General features: G+C 53.1%; 11 protein-coding genes. 4 read left to right on the top strand and 7 right to left on the bottom strand.

Annotation, left to right across the window (positions count from 1 at the left end):
* Positions 1–15 precede the first annotated feature (15 nt).
* Both serC and ACQG1Y_RS07980 read right to left on the bottom strand, forming a co-directional pair.
* Positions 16–1,104 carry a 3-phosphoserine/phosphohydroxythreonine transaminase gene (serC, locus tag ACQG1Y_RS07985; RefSeq protein WP_017384829.1) on the bottom strand — a complete coding sequence of 363 codons (1,089 nt, stop codon included), beginning with the start codon at positions 1,102–1,104 and terminating at the stop codon, positions 16–18.
* A gap of 162 nt (positions 1,105–1,266) precedes the next feature.
* Positions 1,267–1,959: a DUF421 domain-containing protein gene (locus tag ACQG1Y_RS07980; RefSeq protein WP_017693700.1), complete on the bottom strand. Its 693-nt coding sequence runs from the start codon at positions 1,957–1,959 to the stop codon at positions 1,267–1,269.
* Positions 1,960–2,086: 127 nt separating this feature from the next.
* Here ACQG1Y_RS07980 and ycaO point away from each other — a divergent pair, with 127 nt between their 5' ends.
* From ycaO to pflA, 4 genes are all read left to right on the top strand, one after another.
* The gene (gene ycaO, locus ACQG1Y_RS07975) at positions 2,087–3,847 is read left to right on the top strand and encodes a 30S ribosomal protein S12 methylthiotransferase accessory factor YcaO (RefSeq protein WP_023303388.1); all 1,761 of its coding nucleotides are present in this window, start codon (positions 2,087–2,089) and stop codon (positions 3,845–3,847) included.
* Between the two features lie 406 nt (positions 3,848–4,253).
* On the top strand, positions 4,254–5,111 hold the full coding sequence (gene focA, locus ACQG1Y_RS07970; protein ID WP_017384832.1) for a formate transporter FocA: 858 nt from the start codon (positions 4,254–4,256) through the stop codon (positions 5,109–5,111).
* Between the two features lie 51 nt (positions 5,112–5,162).
* Positions 5,163–7,445, top strand: coding sequence for a formate C-acetyltransferase (gene pflB, locus ACQG1Y_RS07965; protein WP_015570975.1), 2,283 nt, complete (start codon positions 5,163–5,165; stop codon positions 7,443–7,445).
* A 203-nt stretch (positions 7,446–7,648) separates the two neighbouring features.
* Positions 7,649–8,389: a pyruvate formate lyase 1-activating protein gene (gene pflA, locus ACQG1Y_RS07960; RefSeq protein ID WP_003858250.1), complete on the top strand. Its 741-nt coding sequence runs from the start codon at positions 7,649–7,651 to the stop codon at positions 8,387–8,389.
* A 36-nt stretch (positions 8,390–8,425) separates the two neighbouring features.
* On the opposite strand, the gene ACQG1Y_RS07955 is transcribed toward pflA, so the two are convergent.
* From ACQG1Y_RS07955 to dmsA, 5 genes are all read right to left on the bottom strand, one after another.
* On the bottom strand, positions 8,426–8,947 hold the full coding sequence (locus ACQG1Y_RS07955) for an anti-virulence regulator CigR family protein (RefSeq protein ID WP_017384833.1): 522 nt from the start codon (positions 8,945–8,947) through the stop codon (positions 8,426–8,428).
* Between the two features lie 123 nt (positions 8,948–9,070).
* Complete coding sequence (locus ACQG1Y_RS07950) at positions 9,071–10,219, bottom strand: MFS transporter (RefSeq protein WP_003858254.1); 1,149 nt, start codon at positions 10,217–10,219, stop codon at positions 9,071–9,073.
* A gap of 274 nt (positions 10,220–10,493) precedes the next feature.
* Positions 10,494–11,357, bottom strand: a complete 864-nt coding sequence (locus ACQG1Y_RS07945; protein WP_017693703.1) for a dimethyl sulfoxide reductase anchor subunit family protein — start codon at positions 11,355–11,357, stop codon at positions 10,494–10,496.
* Position 11,358: 1 nt separating this feature from the next.
* A complete protein-coding gene (locus ACQG1Y_RS07940; RefSeq protein ID WP_017384835.1) occupies positions 11,359–11,976 on the bottom strand; it encodes a DMSO/selenate family reductase complex B subunit in 618 nt (205 codons plus the stop codon).
* Between the two features lie 10 nt (positions 11,977–11,986).
* Entirely contained in the window at positions 11,987–14,431 is a 2,445-nt protein-coding gene (dmsA, locus tag ACQG1Y_RS07935) for a dimethylsulfoxide reductase subunit A (RefSeq protein ID WP_015570977.1), read from the bottom strand.
* Positions 14,432–14,465 lie beyond the last annotated feature (34 nt).

The raw sequence follows: 14,465 nt of genomic DNA, 5'->3' as shown, positions 1-14,465 counted from the left end.
GTGAAAAACAGCCAATTAACCGTGACGACGTTCGAAGTCGATCATGAAATCAGTCAGGGCCTTAACGCCTTCCAGCGGCATGGCGTTATAGATAGAGGCGCGCATTCCGCCTACCACACGGTGGCCTTTCAGCGCATGCAGACCCGCCGCGAAGGACTCTTCCAGGAACACGTTATCCAGGTTGCTGTCCGCCAGCTGGAACGGCACGTTCATGCGCGAACGGTTAGTTTTGGCGACATCGTTACGGTAGAAATCGCTCTTGTCGATCACGCCGTACAGCAGTTCAGCCTTTTGCTGATTGATCTTATCCATCTGCGCCACACCGCCTTTTTGCTTCAGCCATTTGAAGACCAGGCCGGAGAGATACCAGGCAAACGTTGGTGGGGTGTTGAACATGGAATCGTTGTCGTTCAGGACGGTGTAATCCAGAATTGACGGGCAAGACTTATGGGCTTTCCCCAGCAGGTCTTCACGCACAATAACGATAGTCAGACCCGCAGGACCGATGTTTTTCTGGGCACCCGCGTAGATGACGCCGTAGCGGCTGACATCCAGCGGGGTGGACAGAATGGTTGAAGAGAGATCCGCCGTCACAATGACATTTTCGCCAAAGTCTGGCTCTTCGTGAATGGCAATACCGTCGATGGTTTCGTTCGGGCAGTAGTGAAGATACGCGGCGTTGTCAGAAAGCTGCCACTCACTCATCGGCTTCACGGCGCGCAGACCGTCAACGGTCACTTTGGCATCGATGACATTCGGCGTGCAATATTTGTGCGCTTCTTTTACCGCACTGGCCGCCCAGTAGCCGGCATCAACGTAATCAGCGGTGGTTTTGTCGCCCAGCAGATTGAGCGGGATACCCGCAAACTGGCCGCGTCCACCGCCGTGACAGAACAATACTTTGTAGTTCGAGGGAATGTTCAGCAGATCGCGAAAATCCTTTTCTGCTTCTTCCGCCACCTGAATAAACGCTTTACCCCGGTGGCTGACTTCCATCACCGACGTACCCAGACCGTTCCAGTCACACAGCTCCTGTTGAGCCTGTTTGAGCACGTCTGCCGGTAACATTGCCGGACCTGAACTGAAATTAAAGACTTGAGCCATTTCCCCTCACCACGCTAAAAGCCATAAGTTATAACTGTGGATATCGGTTTTATCATTCAGTGACACGCGCCGCAATGTCTAAAACTGATGGCCGAAGAAATGTGCCCCTCGTCACACAATACAATCTGCCGTACCGTTGTCACAAAACCGACAAAATCGCTGTCAGGTGTTACGTTTAGCCCGGCTAACCTTCGTCCATTCTGGATTCGTACAGCGGGGGCATAATTGATGATCGCCCGCCTGCATAACCACCACATGACTACATTTTATGCAGGCGTACTCGCCCGCTTCAGGTACAGTTTTGTATCGCTCGATGAGCATATCCGGCAGGATGCACAGGCCGGGCTTCACCTCATCGTCGGAATAGTAATAGACGCTGATTTGACCATTCGTTTCCATAATCGCCAGACGCACCTGCCCCAGTTGCTCAACGCTGCTCAAACGGAGTTCCATAAAGAACTCAAACTCCGTCATATTGGCGCTTTGCACATTCTCCCAGGCCAGTTGACCATCTTCGACAATCACCACCGGCTTCCCTTCGAGCAGATCTTCCAGTTTCTCACTTTTCGACATCAGCCACATGACCAGCCGGTACAGCAGTGCAAGCGTCACGAAGACGATAAAGACCGGCACCATCGGCACATCGTCATAAAAGGCAACGTCCCCTGCCGCCGACCCCAGCGTCAGGATTATCAGCACTTCAAACAGCGACATCTGCCGCACGCCGCGACGTCCGGTGATTTTCAGAAACAGGAAAACGAGTACAAAGGTGTACAGGCTGCGCAGCGCTACTTCGCCTAAAAACTCAGGAGGGACTTTATCAAACGCCATCCGCTGGAGATCGAAAGCTTTCATTTTTTTATGCCTTAACAGTAGGTTACTGCTTATAAGCATAGTCCAGCCATTTATTTTCGCCGGAGATAGCACCCGTCACGCAAAACCCGTATCATTGCGCGCTTTACGTACGATAAAAGTGAACGCCATGACTCAAACGTTTATCCCCGGCAAAGACGCCGCTCTGGAAGATTCCATCGCTCGCTTCCAGCAGAAACTGACCGACCTGGGCTTTAATATCGAAGAAGCCTCCTGGCTGAATCCGGTGCCTCACGTCTGGTCCGTGCATATTCGCGACAAAGACTGTGCGCTGTGCTTTACCAACGGTAAAGGCGCGACCAAAAAAGCGGCGCTGGCCTCTGCACTGGGTGAGTATTTTGAGCGTCTGTCCACCAACTACTTCTTCGCCGACTTCTGGCTGGGCGAAACCATTGCCAACGGTCCGTTCGTTCACTATCCGAACGAAAAATGGTTCCCGCTGACCGAAAACGATGAACTGCCGGAAGGCATTCTCGATGCCCGCCTGCGCGCGTTCTACGATCCGGAAAACGAACTGACCGGCAGCATGTTGATCGACCTGCAATCCGGCAATGAGGATCGTGGGATCTGCGCCCTGCCGTTCACCCGTCAGTCTGACGAGCAGACCGTTTATATCCCGATGAACATCGTCGGCAACCTGTATGTGTCTAACGGCATGTCTGCCGGTAATACCCGCAACGAAGCGCGCGTGCAGGGATTGTCTGAAGTTTTCGAGCGTCATATCAAAAACCGCATTATTGCTGAATCCATCAGCCTGCCGGAGATCCCGGCTGACGTGCTGGCGCGCTACCCGGGCGTGGTGGAATCCATCGCCAAACTGGAAGCAGAAGGTTTCCCAATCTTTGCTTATGACGGCTCTCTGGGCGGCAAATATCCGGTTATCTGCGTGGTACTGTTCAACCCGGCAAATGGCACCTGTTTCGCCTCCTTCGGCGCGCACCCGGACTTCGGCGTGGCGTTGGAGCGTACCGTAACCGAACTTCTGCAAGGTCGTAGCCTGAAAGATCTCGATGTCTTTACTCCGCCAACCTTTGATGACGAAGAAGTCGCCGAGCACACCAACCTCGAAACGCACTTCATCGACTCCAGCGGTTTGATCTCCTGGGATATGTTCAAACAGGACGCGGACTATCCGTTCGTGGACTGGAGCTTTGCCGGTACGACGGAAGAAGAGTTCGCCACCCTGATGGCGATCTTCAACGCGGAAGATCAGGAAGTTTACATTGCCGACTATGAACACCTCGGTGTTTACGCGTGCCGTATTATTGTGCCAGGTATGTCGGACATTTATCCGGCAGAAGATCTGTGGCTGGCGAACAACAGCATGGGCGCACATCTGCGTGAAACCCTGCTGGCCCTGCCAGGCAGCGAGTGGGATAAAGAAGATTATCTGAACCTGATCGCCCAGCTGGACGAAGAAGGACACGATGATTTCACCCGCGTGCGCGAACTGCTGGGTCTGGCGACCGGAAAAGATAACGGCTGGTACACCCTGCGCATCGGCGAGCTGAAAGCGATGCTGGCGCTGGCGGGCGGCGATCTGGATCAGGCTTTGGCCTGGACCGAGTGGACGATGGAGTTTAACCAGTCCGTCTTCTCCGCCGAGCGCACTAACTATTACCGTTGCCTGCAAACGCTGCTCCTGCTTTCTCAGGAAGACGACCGCGAGCCATTGCAGTATCTGAACGCCTTTGTACGTATGTACGGTGCGGATGCCGTTGAAGCTGCCAGCGCGGCGTTGAGCGGTGAAGAACCATTCTACGGCCTGCAAGCGGTTGATAGCGATCTGAAAGCCTTCCCGGCGCATCAGTCACTGCTGAATGCGTATGAAAAATTGCAGAAGGCAAAAGCCGCTTACTGGTCAAAATAAGCGCATATAACATTAATGGCTGTAGGCGTATTCAATCGCCTGAGCTATATTACGGGGCAATTTCATTGCCCCTTTTTTTTTATTTTTCCGCAATGACGTTTAATTGTAATAATTAAGTTAACCACGGGTAAATATAAAAACGCTTACCTGAGCTTTACTGTTACTAATTATAATAAATACTCCATTTTAATTAACTGTTCCACGGGAGGCTGAAGGAAAAAATTCAACTCTTTTCATAACTTTTAAAATTTATTTTTATACGGATAATCAAATACTTACTCCGCTTTTGCTGTAAAACCATACACACTGCGGGCCTATAAGCCAGGCGAGATATGATCTATATCAATTTCTCTTCTATAATGCTTTGTTAGTATCTCGTCGCCGACTTAATAAAGAGAGAGTTAGTGTGAAAGCTGACAACCCTTTTGATCTATTACTCCCCGCTGCGATGGCGAAAGTTGCCGAAGAAGCGGGTGTCTACAAAGCCACGAAACATCCGATGACGACGTTCTTTCTGGCCATTACGGCTGGGGTGTTCATCTCCATCGCTTTCGTCTTCTATATCACAGCCACCACCGGCACTGCCGGGATGCCTTTCGGCATAGCGAAACTGATTGGTGGTATTTGCTTCTCACTGGGCCTGATTCTCTGCGTCATCTGCGGCGCCGACCTCTTCACCTCAACGGTGCTGATTGTGGTGGCAAAAGCCAGCGGAAGAATTACCTGGGGTCAACTGGGGCGCAACTGGCTCAACGTTTACGTTGGCAACCTGATTGGCTGTCTGCTCTTTGTTCTGTTGATGTGGCTCTCTGGCGAGTATATGACTGCCAACGGCGGCTGGGGGCTTAACGTCCTGCAAACCGCCGACCACAAAATGCACCATACATTTATCGAAGCTGTTGCTCTCGGCATCCTCGCAAACCTGATGGTCTGCCTGGCGGTCTGGATGAGCTACTCTGGTCGTAGCCTGATGGATAAAGCCATGATTATGGTTCTGCCGGTTGCGATGTTTGTTGCCAGCGGCTTTGAGCACAGTATTGCGAATATGTTCATGATCCCGATGGGGATTGTTATCCGCAACTTTGCAAGCCCGGAGTTCTGGACTGCTGTAGGTTCAACCCCGGAAAGTTTTTCACACCTGACTATTATGAACTTCATTACTGATAACCTGATCCCCGTCACTATCGGGAACATTATCGGTGGGGGTCTGTTAGTTGGGTTGACATACTGGGTCATTTACCTGCGTGGCGGCGATCATCATTAATGGTTGTCTCAGGCAGTAAATAAAAAATCCACTTAAGAAGGTAGGTGTTACATGTCCGAGCTTAATGAAAAGTTAGCCACAGCCTGGGAAGGTTTTACGAAAGGTGACTGGCAGAATGAAGTCAACGTCCGTGACTTCATTCAGAAAAACTATACCCCGTATGAAGGTGACGAATCCTTCCTGGCTGGTGCGACTGACGCAACCACCAAGCTGTGGGACAGCGTAATGGAAGGCGTTAAACTGGAAAACCGCACTCACGCGCCAGTTGATTTTGACACCTCCGTTGCTTCTACCATCACTTCTCACGATGCTGGCTACATCAACAAAGCCCTTGAGAAAATCGTTGGTCTGCAAACTGAAGCACCACTGAAACGCGCAATCATCCCGTTCGGTGGTATCAAAATGGTTGAAGGTTCCTGCAAAGCGTATAACCGCGAGCTGGACCCAATGCTGAAAAAAATCTTCACCGAATACCGTAAAACCCATAACCAGGGCGTATTCGATGTTTACACCAAAGACATTCTGAACTGCCGTAAATCTGGCGTTCTGACCGGTCTGCCAGATGCCTATGGCCGTGGCCGTATCATCGGTGACTACCGTCGCGTTGCGCTGTACGGTATCGACTTCCTGATGAAAGACAAATACGCACAGTTCGTCTCTCTCCAGTCTGACCTGGAAAACGGCGTAAACCTGGAAGCGACTATCCGTCTGCGTGAAGAGATCGCTGAACAGCACCGTGCGCTGGGTCAGATCAAAGAGATGGCTGCTAAATACGGCTGCGATATCTCTGGTCCTGCAACCAACGCTCAGGAAGCTATCCAGTGGACCTACTTCGGCTACCTGGCCGCTGTTAAGTCTCAGAACGGTGCAGCAATGTCCTTCGGCCGCGTATCCACCTTCCTGGATGCGTACATCGAACGTGACCTGAAAGCAGGCAAAATCACCGAACAAGACGCTCAGGAAATGATTGACCACCTGGTCATGAAACTGCGTATGGTTCGCTTCCTGCGTACCCCAGAATATGATGAGCTGTTCTCTGGTGACCCAATCTGGGCAACCGAATCTATCGGCGGTATGGGCGTAGACGGCCGTACTCTGGTAACCAAAAACAGCTTCCGCTTCCTGAACACCCTGTACACCATGGGTCCTTCTCCGGAGCCGAACATCACCGTTCTGTGGTCTGAAAAACTGCCTCTGAACTTCAAGAAATTCGCCGCTAAAGTGTCCATCGACACCTCTTCTCTGCAATACGAGAACGATGACCTGATGCGTCCTGACTTCAACAACGATGACTACGCTATCGCTTGCTGCGTAAGTCCAATGGTTGTTGGTAAGCAAATGCAGTTCTTCGGTGCGCGTGCAAACCTGGCGAAAACCATGCTGTACGCAATCAACGGCGGCGTTGATGAAAAACTGAAAATGCAGGTTGGTCCTAAGTCTGAACCGATCAAAGGCGACGTGCTGAACTATGACGAAGTCATGGAGCGCATGGACCACTTCATGGACTGGCTGGCTAAACAGTACGTGACCGCGCTGAACGTTATCCACTACATGCACGACAAGTACAGCTACGAAGCCTCTCTGATGGCGCTGCACGACCGTGACGTCGTTCGCACCATGGCGTGTGGTATCGCAGGTCTGTCCGTTGCTGCTGACTCCCTGTCTGCAATCAAATATGCGAAAGTTAAACCAATTCGTGACGAAGATGGTCTGGCTATCGACTTCGAAATCGAAGGCGAATATCCGCAGTTTGGTAACAACGACGCTCGCGTTGATGACATGGCGGTTGACCTGGTAGAACGTTTCATGAAGAAAATTCAGAAACTCACTACCTATCGTAACGCTATCCCGACTCAGTCTGTTCTGACCATCACCTCTAACGTTGTGTATGGTAAGAAAACCGGTAACACCCCAGACGGTCGTCGTGCTGGCGCGCCATTCGGCCCAGGTGCTAACCCAATGCACGGTCGTGACCAGAAAGGTGCGGTTGCCTCTCTGACCTCCGTTGCTAAACTGCCGTTTGCTTACGCGAAAGATGGTATCTCTTACACCTTCTCTATCGTGCCAAACGCGCTGGGTAAAGACGACGAAGTGCGTAAAACTAACCTGGCGGGTCTGATGGATGGTTACTTCCACCACGAAGCGTCCATCGAAGGTGGTCAGCACCTGAACGTGAACGTGATGAACCGTGAAATGCTGCTCGACGCGATGGAACACCCTGAGAAATATCCTCAGCTGACCATCCGCGTATCTGGCTACGCAGTACGTTTTAACTCCCTGACGAAAGAACAGCAGCAGGACGTTATTACCCGTACTTTCACTCAGTCCATGTAAGTGGAATTGACTGAAATCACGCGTTAAAAAGCGTACAATAAAGGCTCCACGCAAGTGGGGCCTTTTTAACACCCTCGCTTTATCAGTCTCTTTTGTCCGCTATCTATACTTAATGGATAACAGCCAAAACAGACTCGACATAGCCTTTGAGCTGTGCATCTACATAGGCCCCCGGATGGGCCAAATTCGGAGATATCACCGCAATGTCAATTATTGGTCGCATTCACTCCTTTGAATCCTGTGGCACCGTCGATGGCCCGGGGATCCGCTTTATCACTTTCTTCCAGGGCTGCCTGATGCGCTGCCTGTACTGCCATAACCGTGACACCTGGGACACCCATGGCGGTAAAGAAGTCACCGTTGAGGATCTGATGAAAGAGGTGGTGACCTATCGCCACTTCATGAACGCGTCCGGCGGTGGCGTGACGGCATCCGGCGGTGAAGCCATTCTTCAGGCTGAATTTGTGCGCGACTGGTTCCGCGCCTGCCACAAAGAAGGCATTCATACCTGCCTCGACACCAACGGCTTTGTGCGCCGTTACGATCCGGTTATTGATGAACTGCTTGAAGTGACCGATCTGGTCATGCTCGATCTCAAGCAGATGAACGATGAGATCCACCAGAATCTGGTTGGCGTTTCAAACCACCGTACCCTGGAATTTGCCAAATACATTGCCAACAAAGGCGTCAAGACCTGGATCCGCTACGTGGTGGTGCCGGGCTGGTCAGATGATGATGACTCTGCACATCGTCTGGGTGAATTTACCCGGGATATGGGTAACGTGGAGAAAATTGAACTCCTGCCCTATCACGAGCTGGGTAAACATAAATGGGTGGCGATGGGTGAAGAGTACAAACTCGATGGCGTGAAGCCGCCGAAAAAAGAGACGATGGAGCGCGTCAAAGGTATTCTTGAGCAGTATGGCCACAAGGTCATGTATTAACGAAAAGGCCCGGTGAAAACCGGGCCTTTTTATATTCTATTTAAAGACGCCATTAATAACGGAAGTCACAATCGCCGTACTCAGCGCAATTAAGACCAGGTCGTCACCTACCACGCGCCATTCATAGCCCGGATAGGAAGGAAGCTGACCCAGCATATCGGCTGGCACGGTTTTCTTCGCAATGCCCGGCGGCAGTGGCTTACCGCGCGCCAGGTTTTTCGCAATTCCCGGAGGCAGAGAGTCGTAGCCCGTTAAGCCGTAATTCAGTGCCAGATGGCGGGCATGATCAAAGCTCACGCGAGCATCCACATCATTACCGACATCTTTGCTGTTTTTAAAGCTCTTATCCGATTTCCCAGGGTTATCCTGACCGTTATTGTGTTTATTACCATGGTTACCAGCGTTCCCGTTACCATGATTGCCGCTATTACCTTGTCCGCCACCGTTTCCGTGACCACCGCCATTCCCGTTTCCTGGATTAGCCATGGCCGGAGCCGTTGCAAACGTTAAAGCCAACACTACGGCAAGTGCGGTAGTGGAAAAACGACGAGTAGACATGATTGCTGCCTTTTAGTGGTAGAACTCATTTGAATTATCGCCAGGCAGTAAAAACTCACAATAAGTAAAAGTCTTATATGTGACAGGGACAAAAAAGCCTGTCATCGACAGGCTTTTAATAAGTCAGGCATGGGCCACTGGCGTTGGATGTTCGCCCACTTTGCGCAGCAGCATTAACAGATAAATAAACGACACGCTGGCGATCATGATAAACAGCAGATTGTCAGAATAATTTTGCATGAGCATAGCGGTAAACGTCGGACCCAGTAAACTGCCGATGGTGTAACTCAGCAACAAAGCCTGGTTCATTGCAACCAACTGGTGATGCTCAACTTTCTCACAGGCCCAGGCCATCGCGACCGGATAGAGCGTAAAGCCCGCAGCTCCCAGAATGAACAGCGCAGGCGCCATTGCGGCGTTGCTGAGCATGGCGAGACAGCCCATGATGACCACGAAAACCTGGACGCGCAGCACCAGCAGACGACCAAAGCGGTCCGCCAGGCGGCCAATCGGCCACTGCCCGACAATCCCCGCGCTGACCATCACCGCCATCCAGAAACCGATCCCGGAATCACTGACGCCCTGATGGTTAAGATAGAGCGGCATCAGGCCATAGAGCGAGCCCAGCACAATCCCGGAAATAATGCAGCCGTTAACCCCCAGACGCGCCTGGCGCAGTCTCAGCATCGGCCAGACGTGGGTAGCTTCCTGATGCTCGCTGTTTTGATTCACAATGCGGGTAAAGAGCAGCGGCAGGATCGCCGCCAGAACCATGCCCGTCACCCACGGCAGCACGCTCATCAGGTCGGTTGGCAGTTTGCTGACCATCAGCTGTCCCAGAACGGTACCGACGTAGTAAACCATCATATAGGCCGCCAGCAGACGCCCGCGATTACGGGACGTTCCGCTGCACATTAGCGCACTTTCAACCACCACCCAGATCATGGCGCAGCCGACGCCCGCAATAAAGCGCCAGACCATCCAGCTCCAGAAGCCGACCATGAGGCCTAAACCGGCGCAGCCGACGGCAAAGATCAGCGACGCCAGATAATAACTGCGGTTAAAACCAAAGCGCTTAATAAGGCTGCCCGTTAATAAGGTGCCCAGCAGATTGCCCGTAAAAAAGGACGAGCTAACCATACCCACCTGCCAGGTCGGTAAGTTTTCATGGGCGAGCCATAGCGGGACGAGTGTGTTTAACACCGCGATCGCCAGGGTCAGCAAAAGCAGGCCACAGAGCAACAAAAGCACCGGGCGGGTATAGGTGGTCATGGATTAAAAACCGTGAGGAAGTTCAGATTTCGTGCGCATCATGCCACTGGCAAAAACAAAGTCAATCCACCGGTTCAGGCGTCACGCACGTTATGCGCCTTGTCGATTTAAAAAACTCATCCTGCTAATGCAAAGCCTGTTACTGATATTAATTATCTATTTGTTTTTATTTATTTCCGGGAATTTTTACAACGAAACATCAGTCGAAAAATTTCATGAATGAAAAAAGAAAAGCCGGGCACTATGTCCCGGCTTTTTATAACAAAATCTAAAATTAGCTGGCGATAGCCATACCGACCGTCATATGCAGACCGTAAAATACGCCGCGACCAATTAACTCCCCTGCCAGCACCAGCACAAAGGCCAGGGACAGTAACGGCAGCGCAGGCGAGTAACCTTTAAGCTGAGGGGCAATCCAGCACACCAGCGCCGCCGTCAGCAGCACCACACGCCAGGCCATCAGCGAACCGTAATCCGGCACCAGCGCCGAAGCCTGCTGGATAGAGCTGTGAATGGTCGCCAGCTCCGCTCCCTGCATGAGCGCGACAACTGTACTGATTACCAGCGCCAGCAGCGAGACCGCGGGCAGCAGGCGCATCGCCCAACCATTAATGCCAGCCACACGCAGCAGCAGATAACCCAGCAGCGGCCCGCCAATAAACATGGTCAGGAAGAAGCTCATCGGCGTCCAGACGCTGTACCAGGTCGGAACGGTATCGATGGTGTTGTACACCCGGACCATCATCCAGACGAAGACAACGCCCAGTACCATGGTGACGATGAGCCACAACGCGCGTAACCCTGACGGCAGCTTTTTCACCGCTGCCAGTAACCACCCCAGCCCGCCAACGGCAAAGAAGATTGCCCCGCTGGCAATCTCGTTACTCAGCGAAGAGGCACCTACGCGGTTCAGGGAGTTGAACGCGCGCATCGGTGAGCCCAGGTGCAGCGTAGAGGCGATAAACCCAATGCCCATCAACACCCACAGGCCAAACATGCTTAACACCAAACGCTGCTGCTGTTCAGCATTGAGGTTCCCTTTTAACAGCGCCAGCGCAAGGACGATAAACCCGCCCGCCACGCACTGCCCAAAGACCGTGAAGATCATCAGCGGCCATTCATGCCATCCACTTCCCATCTCACACCTCCTTCGGGTTTGCCAGGTAGCCGGTGGTGTCACCCGTCGGACGGCTGTTGGCGTTAGGTTTAATCACAATACTCGGCTTCGTGAAGTGCGCAGACGGCAGCGGCGCGACGGCAGCAAGCTGACCGTGTTTTTTGCGCAGCTCTTCAATCGGGCCAAAGTCCAGCGCGCGCAGCGGGCAGGATTCGACGCAGATGGGCTTTTTGCCGTCCGCCACGCGGCTGTGGCAGCCGTCGCACTTGGTCATGTGGCCTTTGGCGGCATTGTACTGCGGCGCGCCGTACGGGCAGGCCATGTGGCAGTAGCGACAGCCGATGCAGACATCCTCGTCCACCACCACAAAACCGTCGTCGCGCTTGTGCATTGCCCCGCTCGGGCAGACCTTGGTGCAGGCCGGATCTTCGCAGTGGTTGCAGGCAATCGACAGGTAATAGGCGAAGACATCCTGATGCCAGACGCCGTTGTCCTCCTGCCAGTCGCCGCCCGCGTATTCATAAATACGACGGAAGCTAACGTCCGGGGTCAGATCTTTGTAATCCTTGCAGGCCAGCTCGCAGGTTTTGCACCCGGTGCAGCGGCTGGAATCAATAAAAAATCCATACTGGGTTGTCATCGGTTACTCCTTACGCCTTTTCAACCTGAACGAGGTTTGTGTGGGATGGGTTGCCCTTCGCCAGCGGCGACGGACGCTGCGTAGTGAGAACGTTGATGCAGCCCGCCTGATCGATACGGTTCGCATCCGGGTTATACCAGGCCCCTTCCCCCAGCGCGACAACGCCAGGCATCATACGCGGAGTCACTTTAGCTTCGATATGCACTTCGCCACGTCCGTTGAAGATACGTACGCGATCGCCATTACTGATGCCGCGCGCTTTCGCATCCATCGGGTTGATCCACATCTCCTGTCGGCAGGCCGCTTTCAGTACGTCAACGTTGCCGTAGGTGGAGTGAACACGCGCTTTGTAGTGGAAACCGGTCAACTGAAGCGGGAATTTCGCCGTCAGCGGATCGTTGTAGTTTTCGAAGCCTGGCGTATAAATCGGCAGCGGATCGATAACGTCCCCTTCCGGCAATTCCCACGTTGCGGCAATTTTTGCCAGCTCTTCGGAGTAGATCTCGATTTTGCCCGAGGGCGTGGTCAGCGGATTGGCCTGCGGATCGTCGCGGAAGGCTTTATACGCCACGTGATGCCCTTCGGGATCGCGCTGCTTGTACATGCCCTGCTTGCGGAAGGTATCGAAGTCCGGCAGGTCAGGAATGGCTTTGCGTGAGAGCTCGTGCAGATGGCGCATCCACCCTTCCTGAGTACGTCCTTCAGTGAACTGCTGCTCAACGCCAAGACGTTTCGCCAGCTCGGAAGTCATCTCATAGATGGTTTTGCACTCGAAGCGCGGTTTGATGGCCTGGTCAGTGAAGATCACATAGGACATGTTGCCGCAGGAGGCATCCAGCGCGAAATCCATCTGCTCAGACGCGGTGCAGTCTGGAAGCAGAATATCGGCATACTTCGCCGATGAGGTCATGTGGCAGTCGATCACCACAATCATTTCGCACTTCTTGTCGTCCTGCAAAATTTCATGGGTGCGGTTGATTTCAGAGTGCTGGTTGATCAGGCAGTTACCGGCATAGTTCCAGATCATTTTGATCGGCACGTCCAGCTTATCTTTGCCTCGAACACCGTCACGCAGCGCGGTCATTTCCGGGCCGCGCTCGATCGCGTCCGTCCACATAAACATGGAGATGCTGGTCTGAACCGGGTTATCCAGCGTTGGCATACGTTCAAACGGGACTTCATACGAGCCTTCACGCGCCCCGCTATTACCGCCGTGAATACCAACGTTGCCAGTCAGAATCGAGAGCATAGAAATAGCGCGGGTGGCAATTTCGCCGTTCGCGTGACGCTGTGGTCCCCATCCCTGGCTGATATAAGCCGGTTTTGCTGAACCAATTTCACGGGCCAGCTGAACAATACGCTCGACTGGAATGCCGGTAATGGTGGATGCCCACTCAGGGGTTTTCGCTACCCCGTCGCTGCCCTGACCAAGAATGTACGCTTTGTAATGCCCGTTAGCCGGTGCGCTGGCTGGCAGGGTCTTCTCGTCATAACCAACGCAGTATTTATCAAGGAACGGCTGATCGACGAGGTTTTCAGTGATCATCACATACGCCAGCGCATTGACCAGCGCCGCATCGGTACCAGGGCGAATAGGGATCCACTCGTCTTCACGTCCCGCGCCGGTATCGGTATAGCGCGGATCGACGATGATCATACGTGCGTTGGATTTGGCGCGCGCCTGCTCAAGATAATAGGTTACCCCACCGCCGCTCATCCGGGTTTCGCCTGGGTTGTTACCGAACAACACCACCAGTTTACTGTTTTCGATATCCGACGGGCTGTTACCGTCTGCCCAGCCGCCGTAGGTGTAGTTCAGACCCGCAGCAATCTGTGCGGAAGAGTAATCGCCGTAATGATTGAGATAGCCGCCGCAGCAGTTCATCAGGCGCGCCACCAGCGTTTTACCCGGCGGCCAGGAGCGGGTCATGGTACCGCCCAGCGTCCCGGTGCCGTAGTTGAGGTAGATGGATTCGTTGCCATACTCTTTGATCAGGCGCTGCATGTTAGTCGCGATAATATCGTAGGCTTCGTCCCAGCTAATACGCTCGAACTTCCCTTCCCCACGCTTACCGACGCGCTTCATTGGGTATTTCAGACGATCCGGGTTATAAACGCGACGGCGCATTGAACGGCCACGCAGACAGGCACGAACCTGATGTAACCCTTCGTAGTTATCATCGCCGGTATTGTCTGTTTCGACATATTTGATTTCACCGTCCACAACATGCATACGCAGAGGACAACGGCTACCACAGTTAACGGTACAGGCACTCCACACCACTTTTTCCGGGGCTGAAGCGGGAGACAGAGCCTCCGCCGCCGACGCCAGACGGGTAAAAGGGAGCGTAAAGGCGCTGCTGGCAACCGCCAGACCGCCTATTGCCGTGGTTTTCATCAACCCACGGCGAGTGACCTCGGCAGCCATTAACGCTTCAGGCGCTTTGATTTTCATAAAGACTCACTTTGGTTGCTCACAAAGAAATAAA

Source organism: Enterobacter cloacae complex sp. 397G4 (assembly GCF_050031515.1).
In the GTDB taxonomy this organism is placed as follows: Bacteria; Pseudomonadota; Gammaproteobacteria; order Enterobacterales; family Enterobacteriaceae; genus Enterobacter; species Enterobacter hormaechei_C.
This window is presented reverse-complemented; position numbering and strand designations above follow the sequence as displayed.